The following is a 25343-nucleotide window of genomic DNA, read 5'->3' on the forward strand; positions in this document are numbered from 1 at the left end:
CCGTGGGGTTCACCGCCGCCGCCGAGCGGGAGTTCTACGGCCGCCTGCACAGCAGCTGGCCGGACCTCTGCACCGTGCTGGAGATCGACGAGCAGGATCGGGACCGGTTTCCCACCGGCGAGGAGGGGCGCCAGATCTGGCGCTGGCTGAAGGCGCGGAAGCGACTTGACGAGCTGCCGGACGCTCTGCTCGCGATCAAACGGGAGGATCTGGCCGAGACCCTGGAGGCCGGACGATTGCCGGACCGGGCCGCGACGGAGGCCGGGCCGCGGACCCCGCCCGGCGGGCCGCGACTGACCGGCCGGGCGCTGACCGAGGGGTACGACGCCGCCGCCGAACTGGAGCGGCAGGGCAGTTACCCCGAGGCGCTGCGCCGGCTGGAGGCGGTCACGGCGAGCGTGCTCGGCGACCGGATCCTGCTCCTGCTCCACCTGGGTCGGGAGGAGGAGGCCGCCCGGCTCCTGGACCAGGTGGACGAGCTGCACCGGCGGGTCGGGCTCTTCGAGGACGACCCCGAGCGGCTGACCGCGCACTACTACCGGGCGGCGCTGCTGTGGGAGCGGCGGATGCTGGAGCAGGCGGAGACGGCGTACCGGACGACGCTGAAGGCGCGTACCGAGGCGCTCGGCGCGCGGGATCCGGAGACCCTGCGTACCCGGTACAGCCTGGCCGGCGTCCTCACCGACCGGGGCCGGTGGCAGGAGGCCGAGGCCGAGTACCGCGCGGTGTTGGCCGACCGGACGGCCGTGCTCGGCGAGTCCCATCCGGACACCGCGCTGGCCCGCTACGGCCTGGCCGATCTGCTGGCCCGGCGGGGACGGCGGCGCGAGGCCGAGGCGGAATACCGCCAGGCGCTCCAGGTGTGCCGGCAGTGCTGCGGTGCGGACCATCCGAGCACTCTGGCCATTCGGTACCGGCTGGCGCTGCTTCAGCGAGTCGAGCGGGGAGTTGCTGCCACGGTAACCGATCTGTCCGCTATTCGTGTCGCCCTCGCCCGGGTACTCGGCGAGGACCACCCGGCCACCCGGGCGGTCGCCGGGGATCTCGACAGGTTGTGATCCGTCGTCCAATCCGGACAGGTGCCGAAGAATCGTCGGGCATACCCGGGTTCGAAGGACGCGACAGCGGGCACGGGAGGCCTTCCCATCGCCATGGATACGTCACTGCAAAGCCTTTGCATTAAGGGCCGAGGTAGCCAGGAAGCGCTTTCCCGAGTGCCGGGGAATCCACCCTGCCATCCCGGCGTTACCCCGGGTACACCGACGCGTAGCCTGGGTATATCAGGTCCGGCCGACCACCGTCCCGGAGCGACCCTCCGTCGTGGAGTCGGCCGAAGGTACGACGCTGAGTAATCAGCATCGAGCCGTGGGAGGTCCAGACCAGGGCGGCTCCACAGTCGATGGCCAGGTAAGCCAGTCAAAGTGACGCAGGTCACGGCTGCGCCCAACGGGAGCCTCGCGAATTACCCACTCCGCATACTGCAGTACGATTAATGCATGGCGGGTAACCCGATGATCAAACTACTCTACGCGAGGACCCATCCCGATGACTGAACGTCCAAGATCCGCTGCGGAGCGTCGAAGGTTGACCCGGAGGCTCCGCCACCTCCGCACGGATGCCGGCCTGACCCAGGCCGACGTGGCCAACCAGCTCGACTGGTCCCAGTCCAAGGTCAACCGGATCGAGCTCGGCGAGTCCGCAATTACCCGCACAGATCTTCTGGCCCTGCTCCCGCTCTATCATGTGGACGACCCCGAAACTGTCGCCGAGCTTCTGGAGATGGCAAAGAAGGCCCGCCAGCAGAACTTCGGGGAATACCGCAGCATCTTTGCCAAGGAATTCCTCCACTTCCTTGAGTTCGAAGGTCTTGCCAATCACATCAAGCACTACGAGTCGAATGTCGTGCCGGGGCCGCTGCAGACCAAGGAATATGCCCGGGCAACACTCCGAGCCGTACGCATGGTCGATCTGCTGCCCGCACGGGACCGTCGCGAGGTCGAAGCGGTCATCGAGCGCAAGGTCCGGGTCAGGATGGAACGCAAGCAACTGCTGCTCCAGGAGTCCGACGCCGTCAAGGCTGAATTCATCCTCAACGAAGGGATCCTCCGCCGGGCGGTCGGCGCGGAGAGCGGCCAGCCCGAGATCATGACCGGACAGCTGCGGCATCTCGCCGAACTCGCCGAGATGCCGAATGTCGACATACGGGTCCTGCCGTCCAGCACGGGGGCTCATCCGGGGCTACGGGGCAGCTTCGTGGTGCTGGAACTGCCCGAGCCGTACGGCGATTCCCTGCTGTACATCGAGAACACCGCGGGCGACCTGTCGACCCGGGATCAGCCGGACAAGGTCGACGAGTTCGTCAAGATATTCGATTACCTCCGTGCCCGCGCGGTGACCCTCGCGGACCTGGATCTGCCCTTGATCCGTTCGGCGGACTAACACATGTCATGGCGGGTCGCCGATTGCCGGGCCGGTCGACGCGCCTCCGCCCTCTGCCCTCGGAGTGCCTCAGTGACCATCACCTCGACGCTCGCTCGGCGACGGGTACGGCCGGGCCGGCGGAAGCCGGCTCGGCGGTACGACCTGCCCGGAGTACGACCGTGACCACCCCGGCCCGCCAGGATCAGCCGGGCGCCGAGCCGCCGGCACGGCAGGATCGACCGCGCGCCGAGCCACCGAACTCGTGGCCCGGCCGCCTCCTGCACGAGGCGGTCAGCGACAACTGGAAGCTGTTCCGGGTGACAGCGATGATCATCGTCATCACCGTCTGCCTGGGGTTCCTGGGAATCCTGATCGGCTGGCTCGACTGGACGAAGCTTGCGATCGTGGCCGGCGCCGGAATCGGCGTGATGGTGTGCCGGACCGTCACGAAGGTCTGTCAGAGCCGGGCCGAACAGCTCCGCACTAGTGATAGATCCGCCGGACCCGCGCCTCGACTTCCCGAACGTGATTCAGGATCGGAGTGGAATAAATTCCCCCGGCCGCACTGATCAGCGCCACCGTTACGGCGAAGGTAACGACTTTCGCCGTCGCGCCCAGGTTTCCGAGCGCCCGGGTCAGCATCTCCGCGGTCAACAACGCCGTCACACCGGTCGCCACGCCATAGACCGCCAGCCGCAGAGCCGAGGGCTCGTCGTCATTCGTCGATGAACTTCGGCCATTCGGAGGATACCGTCGAACACCAGTTCGCCTGCGGATCTCTCCTTCGGCCTTCACGCTCATCGCTTCCTGAGGTACAACGCCGCCTCCTCGTCCTTGCCCAAGCATAGAGTCCTCCGCTCGTTACGTCTGCCCGGAACGACAAGATCACTTTTTCGCCGATGTCGGATACCGGCCAGCATCCGTGACCTGCCCAGATCGACAGACGCCAACACATCGCCGCTGGATTCTGCCTCACTTTCCTCCTTACACTTGCGGAATCTGGAATCCTCTCGCATCCAGCGGCCCCGATTTCCAAGGGCGGTCTGAACGGTCCGCTGCGGCGGTTGCGAGGGGCTCGGAACAGCGGCGTTGAGGGCCGCGCCACGGCGAGGAGGCACGTTGGTGGCGTCAGAGGAGCCCGAGATCACCTGGCACAAGAGCTCACGGAGCGTCGAGAGCAACTGTGTGGAGGCCGCGCTCACTCCGCGTGAGACGGTCGCGGTCAGGGACTCGAAGGACCCGTCGGTCAAACTGGGCTTCGCAACGGCCCGATGGTCCGCGTTCCTCGATCACATCCGGTCGGACGGCTTCGGCTGATCCGCCGGTTACGGGCGGTCCGGTGCCCGGGCCGGGCGGTCTCAGCGGAGACGGTAGACGGCCATCCGGCCGTTGTCGTAGCGCAGTTGGGCCAGCTGGCCCAGCTCCGGGGACTCCACCCCCACGGACCGGTCCACCACCAGCCACCGCACGGCGTGCCGGTCCCGCAGCTCGCGCAGCCCGGCCTCGGTCGGCTCGGTGAACGCCGCGTCGTTGCGCCGCAACAGCTCCCGGTCCCAGAACGGGGTGTACGCCCCCGACGACGCCACCCGGGGCGCGAACCCCCAGCCCTCGACGAGTACCCGGCGCTCGGAGTACGCGCTGAGCCAGAACGAGCGGGCGTCGCACCAGCCCTTCACCACCGCCAGGCAGTGCACGTTGGTCGCCAGCACGTCGCCGGGTTCGCTGTGCTCCCGGGCCCACCGGGCGGCGTCGACCCGGCTCTTCGGCAGCGCGACGTTGGCGTACGCGCCGCCGTTCGGGGAGCGCTCCGACTTGCGCATGTCCATCAGCAGGCCGGGCGCCCCGACCACCAGGACCGCGGTGAGCAGCACGATCGCCCCCCGCCGGTGCAGCGCGGCGACGCCGAGGCCGGCCGGCCGCCAGATTCCGGCGGCGACCACCGTCAGCACGGCGAGACCGGCCGACCACCAGAGCAGCGGCCGCAGCCAGTCGAACATGGTCTCCCCGGCGGCCGGCTCGGCGTACCGGAACTGGACCGCGACCAGGGCCGCGGCCAGGGCGAGCGCACAGAGCCCGAGTACCGTGCCGGAGCGCCGGGTCAGCCGGGCGCGGTCGGCGACCATCACGTACCCCCAAGCGGAGAGGACCACCGCGAAGGTGAAGCCGGCCCGGGTGAAGTACTGGTTCGCCCCGCCCGGCTGCCGGAGCAGCAGGTAGAGCAGCGGGCCGGCCAGCGCGCCGCCGAGCAGGAACCACTGCACGGGTTCGAGCCGGCCCCGGCGCAGCCAGAGCAGCGGGCCGATCCCCACCACCCGGAGCTGCATGTTCACCACGAAGGCGGCGAGCACGACGAGTGCCGTCAGCGGGATCGGCCAGCCGTCCGGCGGCGGTGACCAGTACGGCTCCAGGCTGCTGGCCAGCGGGTCGACCTCGATCCCGTACGCCTTGAACCGGTAGAGCACGGCGGTGGCGAAGAGTTGCGCGGCGGCGGTGGCCAGCCCCGCCCCGACCACCGCCCACGGGATCCGCCGGGTGGCGACCAGCAGGGCGACGGCGGTGAACGCCAGCGCCAGCCCGACCACCGGCAGCGAACTGGCCTTCGCCCCGCTGGAGGCGAGCATCAGCAGCGGGGCGAGCACGAACGCGCCCCGGCCGATCGCGGCCACCGGCCGGCCCGGGCGCCGGTCCACCACGTCGGCGAGTACGGCGATCAGCGCGATCAGCAGCACCCAGCTGTAGATCATCGACATGCCGTGCCAGATCACGAACGACGCCTGGGTGCCGAACGGCATCGTCACCGGATCGGTGAAGTTCGTCTCGCCGATCACGAAGAAGAGCACGGCGGCGATCACGCCGACCGCCGGCCGACCGCTCACCCGCCAGCCGAGCACGGCGGTGAGCACGATCGCCGCCGCGCAGAGCGCCGGGATGGTCAGCCGGAGCGCCACCACCGGCAGGTCGATCCCGCCGATCAGGCTGGTCGCGGCCATGTGCACGTAGCCGAACCAGTGGTAGTCGAGCGGCTCGGCGGCGACCTGGGGCAGGTGGATCGGGAACTGGTGCTTCGCCTCGCCGGCCAGCGAGAGCTGGTAGGCGAGGTCCAGGTACTGCCGGGTCTTCTCCGAGGTGGGCAGGATCGGGTTGCGCTCCAGGAAGGTGCTGGAGAGGTAGGTGGTGAAGAAGGCCACCGCCCCGGTCACCGACCACGACCAGCCGATCGGGGTGGGCCGGTAGCCCCGGACCAGCCAGTGCCGGCGCAGCCGGGGCACGGCCAGGAAGAGCGCGACCACCGCCGCCGGCCAGGTCCAGAGCCAGCCGACGAGGCCGAGCCAGGCGTAGAGCGCCCAGGCGGGCAGTTCCAGCACCAGCCCGACGGCGGCACCCATCGCCACGTCCTCGACCAGGGTGTGCGGCCGGCGGCGCAGCGCCCGGTAGACCAGGGTGCCGGGGAGGATCAGGGCCAGCAGCAGGTAGCCCGCGTACCGGGCGAGGTCGGCCGGATCGGTGTCGGCTGCCAGCAGTACCACGGCGAGGTGGCCCGCACCGGCCAGCAGCGGTGCCCAGCGCAGCACCGCGGGTGCGGGCCGGGGCGCGGCCGGTGCGGAGGAGCCCGCCACCGCCGCGTCGGTAGCGGTCACCGGACCGTCCGCACGCCGCCGTCGCGGCTGGCCGGGCCCGCGGAGTCCCTGGCGGCCGGCGGCGCGGGCCGCCGTCCGGCCCGGGGCGGCGCCTCGGCCAGCGGGGGCAGGTCCTCGACCGGTTCGGCGCTGTCCGAGCCGACGAAGTAGGCGGGCCGGCCCTGCACCGCCGCGTAGATCCGGGCGATGTACTCGCCGAGCAGCCCCAGGCAGAGCAACTGGACGGCGCCGAGGAAGAGCACCGCGACGTAGAGCGAGGCCCAGCCGGTGACCGTCGAGTCGCGGAGATACATCACCACCGCGAAGGCCACCATGACCAGGCAGAGCAGCATTCCGCCGGCACCGAGCCAGGTCGCCACCCGCAGCGGCGCCTCCGAGAAGCTGATGATGCTGTCGGTGGCCAGCCGGATCATCCGGGACAGCGAGTACTTGGTGCTGCCCGCCGCACGTGCCTGGCGGACGTAGCTCACCTCGCCGCTGGGAAAGCCCAGCCATGGCACCACCAGCCGGAGCACCGGACGACGTTCGGGCAGCTCCCGCAGTGCCTCGACGGTCGCCCGGCTGAGCAGCCGGAAGTCACCCGCCTGGGCCGGTACGGCGCTGCCGACCAGCCGACGCACCAGCCGGTAGTACAGGCCTGCCGTGGAGCGCTTGAACCGGGTGTCGGTGGAGCGGTCGGCGCGTACCCCGTAGACGATGTCCAGGCCCTCGGCCCGGGCCAGCCGCAGCATCTCGACGATTACCTCCGGCGGGTCCTGGAGGTCGGCGTCGATGCTGGCGACGTAGTCGCCCCGGGCCCGGAACAGGCCGGCGGTCAACGCCGCCTGGTGGCCGCTGTTGCGGCGCAGCCGCACCACCCGCAGCTGCGGCCAGCCACGTCGCATCCCGACCAGGACCACCGGGGTGGCGTCGGTGCTGCCGTCGTCGACGGCGACCACCTCGTACGGCTCGCCGAGCCCGTCGAGCGCCGGCCGCAGCCGTTCGACCAGCAACGGGAGGACGCTCTCCTCGTTGTAGATCGGCACGACCACGGACAGGGTGGGCTCCCGGCTCGTCACCGTCAGTACACCCCCGTCTCCCGCTCACCGGACAGCCGAACGCTACCAGCCAGCCCAGTGACGGAACTCACCAGCGACCGGCTGGGCTGCCCGGTCAGGAACACCCGGCTGAGCTGCACGGTCAAGGGCAGCTCGTCCTGGGCAGGCCGCCCACCGGCACCGGGGACCGCCCGGTCGGCCGGGCCCGCCCGGCGAGCACCTCGGCGAGCGCGGTCACCGAAGCCGTGGTCGACGAGTACGTCGCCAGCAGCACCCCGGAGCTGGCCCGGCCGAGCAGGTACGGGGTGTCCATCGCCACCGTCACGGCCGCACCCGCGCGCAGGTCGGCGGAGGTGTCGCCGTACCCGACGAGGTGCACCACGGTCCCGCCGGACGGTGTCACCTTCACCCCGGCGGCCCGGAGCGCCCGGCTGAGCCGGTCCCGGCTCCGCTCCCGGCCGCTCGCCGCGGTCACCGTCACCGGCCCGGTCACCAGCGGCCTGCCGCAGCTACCCCGGAGCATGGTGATCGACGACTCCGCCGCCCGCCGGGCGGCCTCCCGGTGGCCGGCGCTGTTCAGCGTGCCCATCTCCGGCCTCGGCTGTCCGGCCAGCCGGAACTTCAGCGTCAGCACCCGGGTCACCGCCTCCAGCAGCCGGGCCCGGGGCAGCGAGCCGTCCCGCAGCGCGGCCAGCACCCCCTCGTACGCCTCGGTCACGTTCGGCGGCATCAGCACCAGGTCGTTGCCGGCGTTCAGTGCCCGGACCGCGGTCGTCCCGGCCGGCTGCTTCGCCACCGCCGCCATGTCCATCGCGTCGGTCACCAGCACACCGGTGAAGCCCAGCTCACCGCGGAGCAGGTCAGTGAGGATCTTGCGGGAGAAGGTGGCCGGCACCTTCGGGTCGAGCGCCCGCACGTCGAGGTGCCCGGCCATCACCAGCCAGGCCCCGGCGGTAATCCCGGCCGAGAACGGCGGCAGAGCGGTGGACTCCAGCTTCTTCCGGTCGGCGGTGACCACCGGCAGACCCTTGTGCGAGTCCGCGGCGGTCTGCCCGTGCCCCGGGAAGTGCTTCAGGGTGGCCGCGACGCCCGCGCCCTGCAGCCCTCGCACGGCGGCGCCGACCTGCGCCGCGGCCGCCAACGGATCCGAACCGTACGAGCGGGAGCCGATCACCCTGCTGTTCGCCTCGAGTACGTCGGCGCTCGGCGCGAAGTCGACGTTGACCCCGAGCGCGGCGAGTTCGGTGCCGGCGGCCCGCCAGGCGGACTCGGTGAGCGCCGGGTCGCCGGCCGCGCCGAAGGCCATCGGGCTGGGCAGGTTGGTCACCCCTTCGGAGATCCGGGTGACCACGCCGAACTCCTGGTCGATGCCGATCAGCGCGCCGGCGGCCCCGGCCGGCAGTTTTCCGGCCGCGGCCTGTAGCCCGGCGGTCAGCTCGCGCACCTGGGCCGGGTTCTCGACGTTGGTGGTCGGCTGGGTGTCGCTGGTCGGGTCGTCGGCGGAGAAGCCGACCAGGATCAGACCGCCCAGCCGGTACTTGGCGATCATCTCGGCCGGGGTGCGGACTCCGGCCAGCTTCCGGTTGCCGGCCGCCGAACCGGCCGACACCGTGGTCGCCGAGTTGCCGTAGGCGTACGGCATCAGCACCTGGCCGACCAGGTCCTCGTCGGCGAGGGTGCCGACCAGCTGGGCCGCCCGGGCGGCCGGGTCCGGCGCCGCCGTCGGGCTCGCGCTGGTGGTTGCCGGTGCCGGCGACGCGGGACCCGCCGCCGGCGTCCGCGATCCGGCGCAGCCGGAGACGATCAAAGCGGTGAGGAGGGGGAGCACGACCGGAGCGCGCCGGAGGGGAGTCGACACGCCCGCTATCCCACCAGCCCACCACCGGCCGGGCAACTTGACCGAGGACCGGAAGCGCTCACCCGACCCGGGTGAGCAGGGTGACCGGGGCGCCGTCCCCGGCATACCGGTACGGCTCGAGCTCGGCGTCCCAGGCGGTGCCCATCGCCTTGTCGAGCGCGTGCGCGAGCGCCTCCGGCGCCCGGGCCGACTCCATGATCGACCGCAGCCGGTCCTCACCGAGCTGGATGTCGCCGGCCGCTCCCGCGGTGGCCCGGAAGAGCCCCCGACCGGGCACGTACATGAACCGCTCCCCGTCGACGCCGGGACTCGGCTCCTCGGTGACCTCGAATCGGATCATGGGCCACTGTCTGAGGGCAGCCGCCAGCTCCGCGCCGGTCCCAGGCCGGCCGGACCACCCGCACTCCGCCCGACGGGCGCCCGGATCGACCGGCTGGGCCGTCCAGTGCAGGGTGACCGGCGCGGTAAGGACGCGCGCGATCGCCCACTCGACGTGCTGGCACACGGCGAGTGGGGTCGAGTGGACGTATACGACGCCACGCGTTGGCACGGTGACCTCCCGGAGAGCGAGGTGCGTCTTCCCCTACGACCTCGACCTCGGTGGGCTGGCCTCACCGTGCGATTGCTGGAACACATGATGACGCTTGTGACGGATGGTACGCCAGGGATTCACGAAACTGCCCGGGGGGAATAGCCGTACCGGTGACGGTGGTTGGACCCCGACGTCAGCGGCGACGGCCGTCCGGCCATCACCGGTGCCGTGTAAAATTCGCTGGCCCGTCGGGTTCGCTGGCCCGTAAGGTCTGCTAGCCGGCAGTCTGCCGTAAACTTCACTCGGCGGCGTCTGCCGTACAATTCGCTCGGCGGCGTCTGTCGCCCGGCTTGTCCCCTCGGACTTCCAGTCCTCCCGTACGTCTCCAAGGAGTGCCCCCGTGGCGAGCAACACCTCCAAGACCGCGCGCGCGTCCGTCCGCGCCGGACAGGCAGGCCAGGGTGGTGCCCTGAGCGTGCTCGGCGAGTTCAAGTACCTCATCCCGCTCAACGGCGGCAAGTACGCCTACGTGCGGAACCTGCTCAACGGCAGGACCTCGCACCTGCGCACCGACTCCGAGGCCTTCGTCGAGGAGATCCGGGCGCTGGCCAGCGCCGGCCACGCCATCAAGATCCGCGCCGAGCTGAACAGCCTGGCCGCCACCCACCCGGCCGACGGTTGGGACACCACCGAGAAGCGGCTGGTCGAGGCCGGCGTCTTCCAGGCCTGAGCCCACCAGCTCCACAACCGGTAACGCCCCGGCCGGGTCGCCTCGCGTCGGGGCGTTCACGTCTGCCCTGACGGCCCCCTCCCCCGGCGGTCCCGTCGGGGCGTTCACGTCTGCCTTGGCGGCCCGCGCCGGTCCGGCCCGTCCCCGCGGATGATTCACCGGGACGGCGGGCGGGTATCCACGCTGCGGCGACGCTTTCCGGCGGTGACGTCGACGCGGAGGTGACCATGCCCGAACCGGCCGCCGTACGGCTCACCGACGGCGTGCGGCTGCACGTCGACGTCTCCGGTCCGGACACCGCTCCGCTCACCGTGCTGCTGCTGCACGGCTGGACCCTGGACGGGCGTACCTGGCATCGGCAGGTGGCCGCGCTGCGCGAGCGGTACGGCGACACCGTACGGGTGGTCCGGTACGACGCGCGCGGACACGGCCGGTCCGGACCGGCCACGCTGCGCTCGGCCACCCTCGCCCAGCTCGGTGACGACCTGGCCGAGGTGCTCGCCCAGGTGGCGCCGACCGGGCCGGTGGTGTTGGCCGGGCACTCGATGGGCGGCATGACGGTGATGGAGTACGCCCACCGGCACCCCGCCGACTTCGCCCGTCGGGTCGCCGGAGTCGTCTTCGTGGCCACCACCGCCGAGGGCCACACGCACACCGGGTACGGCGTACCGGCACCGTTGGCCCGGGTGATCCGGATCGCCGAGACCACCTGCGCCGGGCTACTGGCCCGGTGCGGCGGCTGGCATGCCCCGGCGCCCCTGCTGCACGCGATCCGGCCGACTCTGCGCTGGCTGCTCTTCGGTGACGGCTGTGACTCGGCCGACATCCGGCTCACCACCTCGGCGGTGGCCCGGGCCTCGCTCGTCTCGATCGGCGGGTTCCGGCCCTCCATCGGAGCCCAGCGCCGGCTGGAGACGCTCGCCACCCTCGGCGACCTGCCGGTGGCGGCCCTGGTCGGCGACCGCGACCGGCTCACCCCGCCGCCCTGCACGGTGTCGATCAGCGAGGCGCTGCCCTCGGCCGCGCTGACCGTCTGCCCCGGCGCCGGCCACATGCTGATGCTGGAGCGCCCCGAGGAGGTCACCGCCGCCCTGTGCACGGTCGTCGACCGGGTGCGGCAGGCGAGGCGGATCACCCGGAAGTCGACGGCCACCGCCCGGTCGCGGAGGTCCGGGGCTCTCCTCGAACAGCCCAGGCCGGTCGGCGCCCGACGCGGCGCACCATGCCCCTGACCAGCAGCACGCCCCCGCCCCGGACCGGCGGCACGCCCCTGACCCGGACCGGCACCGTTCCCCTGACCCGGGCCGGCGGCACGCCCCTGACCCGGACCGGCACCGTTCCCCTGACCCGGGCCGGCGGTTGCCCTTGCGTCAGATCGGCATCATGGCCCTGAGCCAGATCGGCCCGCAGCGGAACTGGCGTGGCCGAGCCGGGCCCGGCCGGCACCGCGTACCCTCGCTTCCTGGCAGTTCGGCTCGTGGCCGTCCGGACCTCGGGCGTCGGATGGCGACCTCGCCACAGATCGATCTCCAGGAGCAGACGCGTTGACCGACCACACCACGCTGCGGCAGGAGATCGAGGCCGAACAGCGCCACCTGGACCGGGTCTACGCCCGGCTGGCGCAGTTGCGGCACTCCGCCGTGCTGGCCGAGCGGGAGGGCTACCAGCTGGCCCGGGTCGGCAACCTCGGCGCGCTGGTGGAGCGGGACGCGATGGTCTTCCACGCCGCCCGGCGCCGGCACGCGCTGGACGCCGAACACGAAGGGCTGGTCTTCGGTCGGCTGGACCTGCGTACCGGGCAGGTGCTGCACGTCGGCCGGCTCGGCGTACGCGGCGAGCACGCCGAACCGCTGGTTATCGACTGGCGGGCGCCGGCCGCCGCCGCGTTCTACCAGGCCACCCCGGTCGACCCGCGCGGGGTCGTCCGCCGTCGGGTGATCACCTCCAGCGGTGAGCGGGTGACCCGGATCTCCGACGACCTGCTCGACCCGGCGGCGGCGCCGGACGGGATGCGGGTGGTCGGCGACGGCGCGATGCTCGCCGACCTGTCCCGGACCACCGGCCGGGAAATGCGCGACATCGTCGCCACCATCCAGCGGGAGCAGGACGAGGCGATCCGCTCACCGGCCGGCGGCGTGACCGTGGTCTCCGGCGGGCCGGGCACCGGCAAGACGGCGGTGGCCCTGCACCGGGCCGCCTACCTGCTCTACTCCGACCGCAACCGGTTCGCCGGCGGCGGGGTGCTGGTGGTCGGCCCGTCCGCCGTCTTCGTCGACTACATCGCCTCGGTGCTCCCGGCCCTGGGCGAGAACGCCGCCACCCTGCACTCGCTCGGCTCGCTCTTCGACGGTGTCGCGGCGACCCGCACCGACCCGACGGCGGTCGCCGCGGTCAAGGGCTCGCTGCGGATGCGTCGGGTGCTGGAGCGGGCGGTCCGGGACCAGGTGCCGGACGCCCCCGGCGAGCTGCGGCTGCTCTACCGGGGCGAACTGCTCCGGCTCTCCGCCGCCGAACTGGAACGGATCCGGACCCGGGCCCTGCCGCCGGGCGCCCGACGCAACGAGGTACGCCGGGCCGGCTTCGACGGCATCTTCGCCGCGCTCTGGGCACAGGCACAGGATCTGCGGGTCGGCCGCCTGCCGGATCAGCGGAGCTTCGAGGACGAGATCGCCGAGCGCCCGGAGTTCCGGGACTTCCTGCGCGCCTGGTGGCCCCGGCTGCACCCCCGGCACGTACTGCCCTGGCTGGCCGAGCCGGAGCGGCTGCGCCGGTACGCCGCCGGTGTCCTCTCCCGGGCGGAGATCCGGCTGCTCGCCGAGGCGTACCGGACGCTGGGCAGCGCGGGACCGACCGTGGCCGACGTCGCACTCCTGGACGAACTCGACCACCTGCTGGGCCGGCCACCCCGACCGGCGCGGCGCGACCGGGACCCGTACCGGTTGCCCGGCGGGGTCCGCGAGGTGACCACCTACGCGGACCGGCAGCGCGTGGCCCGGGCCGGCCGGGACACCGCCGGCGATCGCCCGGCCGACTACCGCGAGTACGCCCACGTGGTGGTCGACGAGTCCCAGGACGTCTCCCCGATGCAGTGGCGGATGCTGGGCCGGCGGGGCCGGCTCGCCTCCTGGACTGTGGTCGGCGATCCGGCCCAGAGCGCCTGGACCGGTGACCCGGCCGAGCTGTCCCGGGCCCGGGACAAGGCGCTGGGCCGGCGTCCCCGGCACGAGTTCACCCTGACCACCAACTACCGCAACTCGGCGGAGATCTTCGCCGCGGCGGCCCGGGTGATCCGCGAGGTCTCCCCCGACCTGCCGCTGCCGGTCGCGGTCCGGACCACCGGGGTACCTCCGGTCGAGCTGGTGGTGCCGCCGGCCGAACTTGCGGACGCGGTCCGGGAGGCGGCGGCGAAGCTGCTCACCGAGGTCGAGGGGACGGTCGGGGTGATCAGCGCGGTCACCCGCCGGGCCGAGGTCGCCGGCTGGCTGGACCCGACACCGGACCCGCGCCTACAGGTCGTCGACACCATGCAGGCCAAGGGCCTGGAGTACGACGGCGTCGTGCTGGTCAACCCGACCGAGATCCGGGCGGACTCCCCCGCCGGACTACGCACCCTCTACGTCGCCCTCTCCCGGGCCACCCAGCGACTCACCACCGTCGGCCCGGCCTGACCGGCAAGGTCGTACAGTTTCCGGGAAATAGTGCCTTCACCCGGCGCCGGAAGCACTATTTCCCGGAACTAGTGGCTCCGCATAAAACCTTGACTTTCCGCCGCGACGGTTTTACGACTCATGAGCTGAGCTATTACGATGGGCTTCGATCCGATTCGGGCGTTCGGAGGCGAGACGTGAGCGTTGACGCCGCGCAGGCGATGGTGACGCAGTACCGGGAATTGGCCAAGGTCAACCCCGCCACGTACGAACCAGAACTCGGTCTGGCGCTGTACGCCCTGTGCATGGAGCTGCACCGGGCTCCCGGCCCGGTTACCAACTCCTACCTGGACCTCCTGGCGGAAGGCATCGCACTGCACCGCAGGCTGCTACGGCGCAGTCCAAGCTCACTTCCGCAGTTGGGAATAATGCTCTGCTGGCTCGGGTTCGCCAAGCACAGACTCGGTGGGAAAACCGAGGCGCGGGACCTGATGGAGGAGGGCGTCGGGCTGATCAGGCGGATGGCGAATGCGCAGTCCGACCTGTACGAGACCCAACTCGCCCTTGCCCTTGGCCTCGCCAGCGTCACGCTCGGGGATGTGGGTGACCACCGTGCCGCGGTCAGCGCGGCCAGGGAATCCGTGGCGATGTGGCGGCAGCTCGTCGAGGAGCAACCAGGGCAGCACGACCACTACCTGGCAACCACCTTGCACACGCTCTGCTTCGCCCTGCAGAGCGCCGGGCGCGGTGACGAGACGTCGGCCCCCGCCGAGGAGTCGGTGACGATCGCGCGACGTCTGTACGCCCGCGACCCCGGTGCGGCGAACGCGCGTCTACTCGCCAACGGCCTCGACCTCCAGGTGACGGCACTCGCACATCGTGAGCGATGGCAGGAGGCGCTTCCCGCAGCGGAGGAGGCCGTGCGGTGCTACCAGCAAGCACGCAGTGGCGGCGACCATCCCAACAGCCTCAACGAGGCGGGCGCACTGAACAACCTAAGCAAGATCATGTGGCATCTGGGGCACCGGTCGGATGCCAGGATGTACGCGGACAGGGCATTCCTTGAATGCTTGAAGCGCGTCCGTGACGCCGAAGGCCTCGCGGAGATGGCTGCGCTGGCTTCCGACATCGCCGGGATGCTGACGAGCCTCGGCATGACCCGGCGGGCCAACCTGCTGGTCAGGTTCGCAAACCAGCGGCTGCACCCGCAGCCGCCGCGAGGACTGGGCAAGCTGATCGTCTGGCTGCGAGGCAGGTGAAACGTCACGGGCCGCTGTGGACGAACGGTGCCCACAGTTCGGGATGTGCGGGAAATCTCGCACGCAGGCGCCGGGTCACGTCGTGCAAGGCCGCCGCGGCGCCGTCCGCAGTCGACGAATCGCCGAGCAACCGGTAGAAGCGACGTGCGGCCATCGCCGCGACCTGGTCATTGACCGGCCACAGGGTGGCCACCACATGCCGGTACCCAGCGAGCTGGAACGCGGACGCCAGGTGGATCGCCTGGTCTGCCTGGAAGAGGCTCCCCTGACCCGTGGAGCAAGCCGACAGGTAGGCGAACTCACCGCCCCGCGGACCGGCCCTGCTGATCTCGGGCACGCGCAGCGTCCTGTCGTGCAGGTGCAGCCCGCTCTTCGACGCCTTCTCCGGATGACTAATCGCGTGGCAGGCGAAGTGAACCCAGCCGGCGCCGGACAGTGCGTCGAGAACGGCCGCCGCGCTGGCCTCGCCGTCCGCGAGCGCGATCGCGTCCGGGTGCCTGGCCAGCAGGTGGGCGGTCTCGGCGGCGGTAGCGGGCAGGTCCGGCAGTCCGTCCGTGTGCCGCATGGTGACGGTTAGCTGGGTGCGGGTCTCCGCACTCGTGCGTTGCCTGGCGAGGATCAGGGCACGGATGGTCGGGGCGTACGAGCTCACGACGCGGTCGAGTGCCGAGGGCCCGTCGGGCAACCCGGCCGCGTGCAGGGGCATGAGGCTCAGCACCCCGGTCGCCACCCACCACACCCGTGGTGTCGGCTGCCCGGCATCCGGCGGCGTGTCATATCCGAGTGCGGTCAGCACCGGCCCGGTGACCGCCTCCCACAGCCAGGCGAGCAGTTCGTGGCTTGCGCCCTCCGGCTGGGTGGTTCTGGCTTGCGTGACGGGCATTTCCGTGCAGAGCTCCACGCCCGCCAAGGCGTTCGCGTGGGCCCTCGCGTCCGCCTCGGTGAGCTCGGGCAGCCGCACCCGCACCAGGGCGTCCGGCTTGAGCACCACCGCGTCGCCGCCGAGCGTTCCCACGTTGACGAGTACCACGGCACCGCCGGCCGCTGCGCTCTGCAGTTCGGCGATCCGGGGCGGTACCAGGAAGTCGGCGAACTCGGGAAGCTCGCGGATCCGGTGCAGCAGTTGGTCCCAGCGGTCGGCGAGGTGGCGCGGCGGCCGCCGCAGCGCCGGCGCGCCGGTGAGGTCGTGCAGGCGGCCGTCGATCCGCGACTGGGTGTCCAGCTCGGCCACGAGTTTCGTGAACTCCTCGGCGAGGTCGGGAGCGGAGCGCGAGAGTTCGGCTACGTCTATGCGGGCGCTCAGCTGGTTGGACAGCAGGATGCCGCGGCCAAGCTCGGCAAGCTCGACAGCACCCGCCACGTCACCGACCGCGAGGAGAGTCGCCGTGGCCTCGCCAACCAGACCCCAGCTGTGGCTGAGCTGGTGTTCCTGGTCGGACCATGCCAGGCCCTGAGGTGCGCACAGGGGCAGCAGCTCGACCGCTCCGCGCCACATCGCCGCTGCCTCGGTGAGCATGCCGGCCCGCAGAGCCAGGCGGCCGATATTCGTCCGGGCACTCGCCTGCGCCGTCGGTGTCGTATCTGTGGTGGTGCCGACCGCCTCAACGAGTCGCCGCACCACGCCTGCCCGACGCTCCGGATCGACTGCCTCTTCCTGGTAGGCGACCGCGAGGTTCTGCAGACGCCCCAGGAAGACCGGCGAGTCCGGCCTGGTCGCCGCCGCCGCCCGCTCGACGAGGTCGATCGCCTTGTCCAGGTCGGTGTGACCGGACTCCTCGCCCGTGCAAGCGGCTAGCCGGTGCCGATGCAGCAGGGCTCCGGCAAGGGAGTCGGCGAAGTGAGCCCACCGTGGGTCAGCCTCGTCGGTGCCGTCGAGCGCCTGCCGGCTGTATCCGGCACTCGCGTCCAGATCGGCGGGATCGCCACCGCTCAGGTAGCGCCGCAGCAGGTACCCGCTGAGGTTGGACTGTATCTGCCGTTGCTCGGTGTGCCTGATGCCGGCGATCGCGAGGGCACGTTCACCCAGTTCCACGGCGGTGTTCAGGTCTTCCAGCTCTCGGAAGCGTGCGAAGCGTTCGGAGTAGGCGTTGGCGAGACCTTCCAGTCGTGAGACAAGCTCGGGATGACCGTCGGGCAGCGCCCGGACGGCACGGTGACCGAGCTGGACGGCGTGGTCCAGGTCGCCCTGCGCGCCGAATCGCTCGAACCGTTTCAGGTACATCCTGGAGAGGTTCGCAACGCAGGTGCCGCGTTGTTGGCTGGTCAAACCGCCATGTGCCAGCGCTTCCTCACCGATCTCGATACTCGCGTCCAGGTCGCGGTGGTCACCGAGGTGTTCGTAGCGTTGGACGTAGGAAACGGCGAGATTGACCAGCGCTGTGCCTTGATAGTGGGCAGGAGCGCGTCGCCGTGACTCCTGCGCCAGTTCGACGTACCTACGCAGGTCGGCGGCGTCGCCGGCCAGGTTGAACCGAGCTCGAAACGCCAGACCCCGCTTGTAGAGCAGCTCCGCGTAGTCCCGGTCGTGCTCGCCAGCGATCTCCAGCGCCCTGCCCGCACGGTCGATGGCACTGTGCACATCCGCCGAGCGGCCAGTCGCCTCGTACCGCTCCAGATAGTCGAAGCTGAGGTTGGACAGGTTTCGGGCCAGCATGTCGACGCGCCGACCATCGACCACGACCGCCTCCCGGCACGTGATGGCCGCGTCGAGGTCACCGACGTCACCAACCCGCTCGTACCGTCGCTCGTACCCCGCAGCCGCCAGCTCGTGCAGAAGTGGCCGATGGGAGTTTGCGGCGTCGGCCACTTCCAGACCGTGTTCGGCATGCCGGATCTGCGCGTCCGCATCGGCTGGTGCCGGGTTGAGGTCGGCGCGACACTGGTGCGCGTAGGCAAGCCGGGCCAGCACCAGCGGCGTCGCCGGCGCCACCGCCAGGGCCTGCTCGCAGCACCGGACGGTGGCGTCGAGGTCGGACGGATCGCCCACGGCTTCGAACCGCACGATGTAGTGCTCCGCCAGCCGGCTGTACGCCACACCGCGTTGCGGATCGTCCGCAGGCAGAGCCACCACGGCTTGCGCACCGAAAGCAACAGCCGCCTCGATGTCAGCGGGAACGCTCGTCAGACTGAACCGAAGCCCGAATGCCTCACCGAGGACACCCAGGTAGATCCCTCGATGGGGATGGTCGGCCGCGACGTGCGGCAGCCCCCGCTCGAGCACGTCGATGGCCGCGCTGAGACCTGACACGTCGCCGGCCGCGGCGTAGACCGCGCTGGCCGCCTTGCTGAGCCGATCATGCAACTCGATGCTGTCGGGCGCGGCGGCGGCCCCCTGCCCCCGCGCTCTCCTCTTCCACCGCACCACACCAGACTTACACTAGAGTTCGATGTATGAGTGACCGGCGGCGCGAGTCACACTGGCGTGCGGAGCTGATGTCCTCCCTCGACCAGCTTTCCTCCTTGCGAGACGAGCTGCGTGGCAGCGAAAACGGCCTCGATCCCGAGTTGATCGCGGAAGCGGATGAGCTGTTGTCCAGGGCGCGCCGGGCGGCCGACGCACTCGCGCCGCTTTATCCGGTGCTTGACGCCGACGCGATCAAGGACTCCGGCCCACGTGGGTTGGATCCACTGACAGTTGTCTCGACCGTCGGCATCACCACCATCCTTCTACCCTTCGTGCAGAGCCTGATCGAAAACGCGGGCAACGACGCGTACCGCGCGCTGACCCAGCTCGTCCGCCGGCTCCGGGCACGCAAGCAGTCCGAGGCAGGCGCGGCGGAGCAACCGGATCCAGAGCGCATCATGCTGGGCGACCGCGAGACCGACGTACGCGTCGTCATCGACGCCCGGGTCGACGAGACCGCGCTCGCCGCCCTGCAGAAAATCGACCTCTCCGGCGGCTCACTGCGCGCGGCCACACTCCGCTGGAACCCGGAGACGAAGGCATGGGAGCCCGAGCCCGTACGCCGGCCAGTGAACCTATGGCTGCCCGGAGATCCACTCGACGAGGACTGGGGTTAGTCGTAGGCCCTGCCCACGCCTGGTGACGAATGGCTGTAGCACGATCTCCAGGTGTCGAGGTCATTGCTGCCGTGGGTGCACGGCGTAGGTCAGGTGTGTCACCCGCGGCGATGACTCGGAGCGGACCTGTTCCAGTGCGACCCTGGCGGCGTCCACGCCCTCGAACAGGCGGATTCCGGAGCCGAACAGCACGGGTGAGAGCGCGATCGAGAACTCGTCGATCAGGCCGGCGTTCACGTACTCCAGGATCGTCGCGCCGCCGCCCGCGATGCGGACGTCGCGGTCGCCGGCGGCCTCACGGGCCCGGTCGAGCGCGGTCTCGATGCCGTCGTTGACGAAGTGGAAGGTGGTACCGCCGGGCCGCTCCCAGGGGTCACGCTTCTCGTGCGTCACCACGAAGACCGGCGTGTGGAACGGCGCCTCGGCCGGCCACATCTGCTCGCCGGCGTCGAACATGCGCTTGCCCATGACGCTCGCGCCGGTGCGCTCGAACGTCTCCCGCGCGATGTCGTTGTCGCGCCCCTCCTCGCCGCCCTCGCCGAGCTTCAGGTTCTCCCGGAAGAACCGCTGCGGGAAGATCCACGCCTGCAGTTCCATCCACTGTCGTCCCATCAGCTTCCCGCTGGACTCGGGTGCGATGAACCCGTCCAGCGACATCGACACGCTGAAGAAGACCTTCCCGGCCATCAGCCCTCCGCTCCCTTCCGAGCGATCTCGGTGACGTAGGCAGCCAGGTTGTCCAGGGTCTGCTGGCCGCCCTCGACCGCGTGGTACTTCTCGACCGCCTCGTCGCGCATCTCCTTGGTGGGGAAGACCGTGCGCATCTCGATCCGGGTCGCCGCCCCGTCGGGCGCGAACGTGAGGACCGACTCGAAGGCGTTCGGGTCGCCGCGGGACTCACCGTGCAGCAGCGTGATCCCCTCCGGCGGGACGATCTCGGTCCAGGTGATCCACTCCTGGTAGTCCGTCCCGTCCGGTCCGTGCATCACGAAGTCCCACTCCCCGCCGACGCGGAACTCGAAGGACCGCGTGGTGGTGGTGAACCCCTCCGGCCCCCACCAGCGCGACAGGTGCCGCACCTCGGTGAACGCCTCGAACACCAGCTCCCGCGGGGCGTCGATGACCCGGGAGACCACGATCTCCCGGTCGGCCGTCGCGGATCGCGCCGGCGTTTCCCGTCCCGTCGTACCCATCAGCTACTCCCCTTGCCTTGCCTTCTTCAGTTCCTGCACGTATGCGTCCAACCGGTCGAAGCTCTCGTTCCAGAACCGCTCGAACCCGCCGGTCCACTCGTGGACCGGTCGCAGCCCTCGGGCGTCCAGGCCGTAGAGGCGCTGCTTACCCGCTTTGCGGTCCCGCACCAACCCGACCTCCCGGAGCACCCGCAGGTGCTTGGACGCCCCCGGCTGGGTCATCCCCAGCTCCCGGGCCAGGTCGGTCACCGGCCACTCACCCGACCGCAGCAGCACCAGGATCTCCCGGCGCTGCGGCTCGGCGATCGCGTTGAAGACGTCCGACGTCGTCGCTGCTCGTGCCATGGCAGTCATCATATACCCATAAGGGAATGCGTCAAGTCACTGGCGGTCTGCCGGGCCCCGGGGGACCCCGACCGCGCCTCTGGCCCCGCGAGCGCCGGCCCCGCGAGCGCCGGGCGCCGGGCGCCGGCACCCTCGGTGCCGAGGGGTGGGCGTTCGGCGTCGCCTCTTCGATGGGACCGGCTCCCCCGACACCGCGTCGGCCGGCAGTATCGACAGCGGGGAAAGGAGAACGCGTTGGGAGGCGGGCACGACCACGGGGTGCCGCTGATCCGGGCGGCGCAGCGGCACCGGGGACGGCTGGTTGCCGCCTTCGTGCTGCTCGCCGTCCTGATGGTGGTGGAGACGGTCGCCGCACTGGTCACCGGCTCGCTCGCGCTGCTCTCCGACGCCGGGCACATGTTCACCGACGTGCTCGGGATCGGGATGGCACTGGCCGCGATCACGGCGGCCCGGCGGGTGGTCGGTGCCCCGCAGCGGACCTTCGGCCTGTACCGGCTGGAGGTGCTGGCCGCGCTGGCCAACGCGGTACTGCTGTCCGGGGTGGCGCTCTACGTACTGGTCGAGGCGGTACGCCGGTTCGCCGACCCGCCCCGGGTGGAGGCCGGCCCGATGCTCGCGGTGGCCGTACTCGGCCTGCTGGCCAACGCCGCCGCGTTCGGCCTGCTCCGACCCGGTGCGCAGGAGAGCATCAACCTGCGCGGCGCCTATCTCGAGGTGCTCGGGGACCTGCTCAACTCGGTGGGCGTGATCGTCGCCGCCGTGGTGATCATCCTGACCGGCTGGCGCTGGGCCGATCCGATCGTCGCCCTGGCGGTCGGGCTGTTCATTCTGCCCCGCACCTGGCGGCTCGGCCGGACCGCCGTACGCATCCTGGTGCAGGCCGCGCCGGAGCATCTCGACGTGGCGGCCGTAGGCACCCGGCTGGCGGCCGTGCCGGGGGTGTGTGACGTACACGACCTGCACGTCTGGACCCTCACCTCCGGGATGGAGGTGGCCTCGGCGCACCTGAGGCTGGACAGCGACGCGGAGGTCGGTACCGTACTCGCGGCGGCCCGGTCGGCGTTGCGCGAGGAGTTCGACATCTCGCACGCCACCCTTCAGGTCGAGCCGGACGCCGCGCTGGGCGGCTGCGGACCCACCGACTGGTAACCGGCCGCGACGCTGCGTGTCGGGGCGACCGGCCGGAAACTGTCGGAAATCCGCCCCCGGCAGGCGTAGAGGTTCACCGATAGTTAGCGGCATCTTAAGTTTCGCCCGCACGCTCGCTATTTTTGTCCGGATACATCCGTCTGAAGCAGGAGAATCGTGAATTCGACGGCAGCGACGCCACGTATCCCCGGACGACAACTGCCGGTAAGCTCGGCTCCGGTCTCCGCCGGGCGGCGCCCTCCGGCGCCTGCGGAGGCCGTCGCCTAATCGCACGCGCGAGCCGGGGAACCACGTACCAGGGGTGTATCCGCGCCAGCGGTAGGGATCTTCCGTCCCGAACCCGTCAGCTAACCCGGTCGGCGGCTGACGGAAGGACATTGTCATATGCCGTTCCTGGCACCCACCCGACAGGCTCCGGCGTCCGCGCGGAGCGCCACGAGACCGTCCCGGAAGGCCGCGACCACCGCGGCCATCGCCCTGGGCATGGTCCTCGCGGCACTCGGCGGCGCACCCGCCGCCGCGGCACCGGAGTACGCGACCGCCGCTGTGCTGGCCGCGGCACCCGGCGGGGACGACATCGACGGAGGCAGCGACAGCCTGCGCGAGCAACTCCAGGTCGCCAGCAAGGGCTACCTGAACGCCAAGAACAAGCTGAACAACTCCGTCAAGCGGCAGAAGGAACTGAACCAGCAGCTCGCCGCGCTGCGCACCGAGGTGGCGACCCGGGGTGAGCGGGTCGCCCGGATGGCCGACATGGCATACCGGACCGGCCGGCTCGGACAGGTCTCGGCCCTGCTCAACAGCGGATCTCCGACCAGCCTGGTGGACCGGGCCGCCGCACTCGACACCATCTCGGCGAACGAGAGCCGGGAGCTGCGCGGGCTGCGGGAGAGCCTGGACAAGGAGACCCAGGCCAAGGCGGCGCTCGACAAGGAGATCGCCGAGCAGCGCAAGCAGGTCGAGGTGATGGAGACCCGCAAGAAGCAGGCCGAGCGGGCGCTGGCGGCGGCAAACAACAGCGGCGGCGCCGGCGCGGGGATCAGCGGCAGTGGCGGCGGGTCGGCGCGGCCGGCACCCCGCAACGCCGACGGCTCCTTCCCGGACGAGTCGTGCAGTCAGAACGACCCGACCACCAGCGGCTGCATCACCCCGCGCACCCTGCACGCGCTGAAGCAGGCCCAGGCGGCCGGCTTCACCCGGTTCGTCTCCTGCTTCCGCAACGGAGGCAGCGGCGAGCATCCGAAGGGACAGGCGTGCGACTTCGCCGCCCAGAAGAACGGGTTCGGCGGGGTGGCCACCGGCGGCGACCGGACGTACGGCAACAACCTGGCGGCGTACTTCGTGCGCAACGCCGATCGACTCGGTGTGCTGTACGTGATCTGGTTCAAGCAGATCTGGCTGCCGAGCAGCGGTTGGAAGACGTACAACGGGGGCAACGGGGACCCGTCCAGCGACCACACCAACCACGTGCACCTGTCGATGCACTGATCGGCCGCACCCGCACACCGAACGAGAACCGCCGACACCGCCCGCCACCCCTGGGCAGTGCCGGCGGTTCTCCGTTCAGCGGCCGCCGGTTCTCAACTCAGCAGCCGGTCCTCAGCTCAGCAGCCGGCTCTCAGTTCAGCAGCCGATCCGGGACGAGCCGAGCGCCACGTCGTCGAACCAGAGCGTGTTCGCACCCTCGCCGTAGCTCTCCCAGCCCAGCCGCAGGTCGGTGAGGTTCGGCCGCCAGTTGGCCCGGTTGTACCACTGCCCGTCGACGTCGTGCGTGGGCGTACCGTCGGCGGTCAGCCCGGTCACCGCGGTGCCGTTTACCCAGGTGGAGAGCCGGCCCTGCGCGCCGTCCACCATGAACTCCAGGCAGGTCCACTGGTTGACCGGCAGCGGCGCGCTGAGCGCGACACCGTTCGGGCTCTGCTCCGGCAGGGTGGCGTCGTCGGAGGCCCGGTTCCACTGCAGGGCGCCGTTCTGCCCGCCCATCCGCAGGTCACGGTTGCCGTCGGCGGCGTCCCGCATAGCCAGGAAGGTCACGTGCGAGGTCGGCAGCGCGGTGGTGTGCCGTACCCAGAGTCGGGCGTAGCGCACCGGTCCGACGCTGCCGAGATCCCGGGTGGAGCCGACGAAGACGTGGTTGCAGTAGCCGACGGCGCCGTTGATGCGTACCGAGCGGGTGCCCTGGTGCGCGACCGAGGTGTCGATGCTGGCGGTGCCGCTGCCCGAGCAGTCCGGGTAGCTGACACTCCAGTCGCCGGAGGGCGACGTACCGGTCTGGTTCTCGAAACCGTCGCAGATTGCCGCCGTACCGCAGCCGCTCGGCGGCGGCGTGCTGGGCGGGACGGTCGGCGACGGCGTCACCGTGGGCGGTGCGCTGGTGGGCGGCGTCGTCGGCGGCGCGGTCGTCGGCGGTACGGTGCTGGGCGGTGTGGTCGGCTCGGCGCCGTTGCACAACTCGCCGTTCAGGGTGAAGCCGCTCGGTGCCGCCGAACTCGCGGCGTAGCTGCCCTGGACGCCGAACTCGGTGGAGCCGCCGGCCGGCAGCGACCCGTTCCAGGCCACGTTCCGGGCGGTGACGGTCGCGCCGGACTGGCTGACCTGGGCGTTCCAGCTGTTGGTGATCCGCTGGTCACCGCCGTAGGTCCAGGTCACGGTCCAGCCGTTGACCGGGGTGTTCCCGGCGGTCACCCGGATGGCGGCGGTGAAGCCACCGGTCCACTGGTTGGCGGTGTAGTCGACCAGGCAGCCGGTGGCAGCCTGGGCGACCGGTGTCAGGCCGGTGCCGACCACGGCGACGCCGCTCGCGGCGATCGCGGTCGCTGCGGCCAGGGCCAGGGAGACGCGACGGTACGGACGGTACGGTGCGGGGATCCGCATGGGAGTTCCTCTCGGACAACCGCCGGCCCCGTCGCCATCCCTGGCGCGTGCCGGCAGTGCTGTTACGACGACGAGTGACCGGCACGCGCGACGCGTACCGCCCCTCGTTGGGCTCCCGTGACCAGCTCCCATGATCACCAATCCACCGCGACGACCTGGCCAGCCCGTACCGGTCGCGTGACGGCGCCGACCAAGCTTAGAGACAGTCATCGATGCGGGGCAAACCGTGGGCCCGCCGTCCGGCCATGCCGACGGTCGACGTCCGCCCCGGCCGGCGACAATGGCGGGCGTGACGATCGTGCGCTCGCTGCTGCTCTTCCTGCTCGCCGCCGTCGCCGAGATCGGCGGTGCCTGGCTGGTCTGGCAGGGCGTGCGCGAGCATCGCGGCCTGCTCTTCGTCGCCACCGGGATGCTGGCGCTGGCCGGGTACGGCTTCGTCGCGGCGTTCCAACCCGATCCGCACTTCGGCCGGGTGCTCGCCGCGTACGGGGGTGTCTTCGTGGCCGGCTCGCTCGGCTGGGCCGTACTGGTGGACCGGTTCCGGCCGGACCGCTACGACCTGGCCGGCGCCGTCATCTGCCTGGTCGGGGTCGCCATCATCATGTACGCCCCGCGCGGCTGATCCTTCCCACCAGCGCGG

The 25343-nt window shown here is 71.1% G+C and carries 21 protein-coding genes and 1 riboswitch; of the genes, 12 read left to right on the forward strand and 9 right to left on the reverse strand.

The genetic code is table 11. The annotated features are described in order from the left end of the window. Nucleotides 1-2 precede the first annotated feature (2 nt). The 4 genes from ABNF97_RS12840 to ABNF97_RS12855 all read left to right on the forward strand — a co-directional run bounded on the left by ABNF97_RS12840 (nucleotide 3) and on the right by ABNF97_RS12855 (nucleotide 3738). Complete coding sequence (locus ABNF97_RS12840; RefSeq protein WP_130460898.1) at nucleotides 3-1058, forward strand: tetratricopeptide repeat protein; 1056 nt, start codon at nucleotides 3-5, stop codon at nucleotides 1056-1058. 487 nt (nucleotides 1059-1545) lie between these two features. Beyond that, nucleotides 1546-2439 carry a helix-turn-helix domain-containing protein gene (locus ABNF97_RS12845; protein WP_349338650.1) on the forward strand — a complete coding sequence of 298 codons (894 nt, stop codon included), beginning with the start codon at nucleotides 1546-1548 and terminating at the stop codon, nucleotides 2437-2439. A 161-nt stretch (nucleotides 2440-2600) separates the two neighbouring features. Further along, the gene (locus tag ABNF97_RS12850) at nucleotides 2601-2990 is read left to right on the forward strand and encodes a hypothetical protein (RefSeq protein ID WP_130460900.1); all 390 of its coding nucleotides are present in this window, start codon (nucleotides 2601-2603) and stop codon (nucleotides 2988-2990) included. Nucleotides 2991-3543: 553 nt separating this feature from the next. Then, a complete protein-coding gene (locus ABNF97_RS12855; protein ID WP_130460901.1) occupies nucleotides 3544-3738 on the forward strand; it encodes a DUF397 domain-containing protein in 195 nt (64 codons plus the stop codon). Nucleotides 3739-3779: 41 nt separating this feature from the next. Here ABNF97_RS12855 and ABNF97_RS12860 read toward each other — a convergent pair whose 3' ends face one another. The 4 genes from ABNF97_RS12860 to ABNF97_RS12875 all read right to left on the reverse strand — a co-directional run bounded on the left by ABNF97_RS12860 (nucleotide 3780) and on the right by ABNF97_RS12875 (nucleotide 9504). Next, nucleotides 3780-6059 (reverse strand): hypothetical protein, encoded by a 2280-nt coding sequence (locus tag ABNF97_RS12860; RefSeq protein WP_349338651.1) that lies wholly within the window; start codon nucleotides 6057-6059, stop codon nucleotides 3780-3782. Beyond that, complete coding sequence (locus ABNF97_RS12865) at nucleotides 6056-7117, reverse strand: glycosyltransferase family 2 protein (protein ID WP_349338652.1); 1062 nt, start codon at nucleotides 7115-7117, stop codon at nucleotides 6056-6058. Before ABNF97_RS12865 ends, ABNF97_RS12860 begins: the two co-directional genes overlap by 4 nt. Nucleotides 7118-7238: 121 nt before the next feature. After that, entirely contained in the window at nucleotides 7239-8954 is a 1716-nt protein-coding gene (locus tag ABNF97_RS12870; RefSeq protein ID WP_349338653.1) for a glycoside hydrolase family 3 protein, read from the reverse strand. 58 nt (nucleotides 8955-9012) lie between these two features. After that, nucleotides 9013-9504 carry a DUF3145 domain-containing protein gene (locus ABNF97_RS12875; RefSeq protein WP_107261790.1) on the reverse strand — a complete coding sequence of 164 codons (492 nt, stop codon included), beginning with the start codon at nucleotides 9502-9504 and terminating at the stop codon, nucleotides 9013-9015. A gap of 382 nt (nucleotides 9505-9886) precedes the next feature. Between ABNF97_RS12875 and ABNF97_RS12880 the strand changes: the two genes are divergently transcribed. The 4 genes from ABNF97_RS12880 (at nucleotide 9887) to ABNF97_RS12895 (ending at nucleotide 15122) form a co-directional block, all read left to right on the forward strand. Further along, nucleotides 9887-10216 (forward strand): hypothetical protein, encoded by a 330-nt coding sequence (locus tag ABNF97_RS12880; protein ID WP_130460904.1) that lies wholly within the window; start codon nucleotides 9887-9889, stop codon nucleotides 10214-10216. Between the two features lie 227 nt (nucleotides 10217-10443). Beyond that, nucleotides 10444-11448, forward strand: coding sequence for an alpha/beta fold hydrolase (locus tag ABNF97_RS12885; RefSeq protein ID WP_349338654.1), 1005 nt, complete (start codon nucleotides 10444-10446; stop codon nucleotides 11446-11448). A gap of 312 nt (nucleotides 11449-11760) precedes the next feature. Further along, a complete protein-coding gene (locus tag ABNF97_RS12890) occupies nucleotides 11761-13884 on the forward strand; it encodes a HelD family protein (RefSeq protein WP_349338655.1) in 2124 nt (707 codons plus the stop codon). Between the two features lie 176 nt (nucleotides 13885-14060). Continuing rightward, a complete protein-coding gene (locus ABNF97_RS12895; RefSeq protein ID WP_130460907.1) occupies nucleotides 14061-15122 on the forward strand; it encodes a tetratricopeptide repeat protein in 1062 nt (353 codons plus the stop codon). 4 nt (nucleotides 15123-15126) lie between these two features. On the opposite strand, the gene ABNF97_RS12900 is transcribed toward ABNF97_RS12895, so the two are convergent. Continuing rightward, nucleotides 15127-18486 carry a CHAT domain-containing protein gene (locus ABNF97_RS12900; protein ID WP_349338656.1) on the reverse strand — a complete coding sequence of 1120 codons (3360 nt, stop codon included), beginning with the start codon at nucleotides 18484-18486 and terminating at the stop codon, nucleotides 15127-15129. Between the two features lie 26 nt (nucleotides 18487-18512). Between ABNF97_RS12900 and ABNF97_RS12905 the strand changes: the two genes are divergently transcribed. Next, nucleotides 18513-19142 (forward strand): hypothetical protein, encoded by a 630-nt coding sequence (locus ABNF97_RS12905; RefSeq protein WP_349338657.1) that lies wholly within the window; start codon nucleotides 18513-18515, stop codon nucleotides 19140-19142. A gap of 60 nt (nucleotides 19143-19202) precedes the next feature. Here ABNF97_RS12905 and ABNF97_RS12910 read toward each other — a convergent pair whose 3' ends face one another. The 3 genes from ABNF97_RS12910 to ABNF97_RS12920 are packed head-to-tail and all read right to left on the reverse strand — an operon-like array spanning nucleotide 19203 to nucleotide 20680. Further along, the gene (locus ABNF97_RS12910; protein ID WP_130460910.1) at nucleotides 19203-19829 is read right to left on the reverse strand and encodes a dihydrofolate reductase family protein; all 627 of its coding nucleotides are present in this window, start codon (nucleotides 19827-19829) and stop codon (nucleotides 19203-19205) included. Continuing rightward, the gene (locus tag ABNF97_RS12915) at nucleotides 19829-20335 is read right to left on the reverse strand and encodes an SRPBCC family protein (protein WP_349338658.1); all 507 of its coding nucleotides are present in this window, start codon (nucleotides 20333-20335) and stop codon (nucleotides 19829-19831) included. Before ABNF97_RS12915 ends, ABNF97_RS12910 begins: the two co-directional genes overlap by 1 nt. 3 nt (nucleotides 20336-20338) lie before the next feature. Next, nucleotides 20339-20680 carry a metalloregulator ArsR/SmtB family transcription factor gene (locus ABNF97_RS12920; RefSeq protein WP_130460912.1) on the reverse strand — a complete coding sequence of 114 codons (342 nt, stop codon included), beginning with the start codon at nucleotides 20678-20680 and terminating at the stop codon, nucleotides 20339-20341. Between the two features lie 234 nt (nucleotides 20681-20914). Here ABNF97_RS12920 and ABNF97_RS12925 point away from each other — a divergent pair, with 234 nt between their 5' ends. Beyond that, a complete protein-coding gene (locus ABNF97_RS12925) occupies nucleotides 20915-21829 on the forward strand; it encodes a cation diffusion facilitator family transporter (RefSeq protein ID WP_349338659.1) in 915 nt (304 codons plus the stop codon). Nucleotides 21830-22079: 250 nt separating this feature from the next. Then, a riboswitch (cyclic di-AMP (ydaO/yuaA leader) is annotated at nucleotides 22080-22207 on the forward strand. Nucleotides 22208-22213: 6 nt separating this feature from the next. Next, nucleotides 22214-23317 carry a VldE C-terminal domain-containing protein gene (locus ABNF97_RS12930; protein ID WP_130460914.1) on the forward strand — a complete coding sequence of 368 codons (1104 nt, stop codon included), beginning with the start codon at nucleotides 22214-22216 and terminating at the stop codon, nucleotides 23315-23317. A 135-nt stretch (nucleotides 23318-23452) separates the two neighbouring features. On the opposite strand, the gene ABNF97_RS12935 is transcribed toward ABNF97_RS12930, so the two are convergent. Further along, a complete protein-coding gene (locus ABNF97_RS12935) occupies nucleotides 23453-24703 on the reverse strand; it encodes a cellulose binding domain-containing protein (protein ID WP_130460915.1) in 1251 nt (416 codons plus the stop codon). Between the two features lie 289 nt (nucleotides 24704-24992). Here ABNF97_RS12935 and ABNF97_RS12940 point away from each other — a divergent pair, with 289 nt between their 5' ends. Then, complete coding sequence (locus tag ABNF97_RS12940) at nucleotides 24993-25325, forward strand: YnfA family protein (protein ID WP_130460916.1); 333 nt, start codon at nucleotides 24993-24995, stop codon at nucleotides 25323-25325. The last annotated feature ends 18 nt before the right edge of the window (nucleotides 25326-25343 follow it).

Origin of the sequence: Plantactinospora sp. B6F1 (genome assembly GCF_040120695.1) — a bacterium.
Classification (GTDB): Bacteria; Actinomycetota; Actinomycetes; order Mycobacteriales; family Micromonosporaceae; genus Plantactinospora.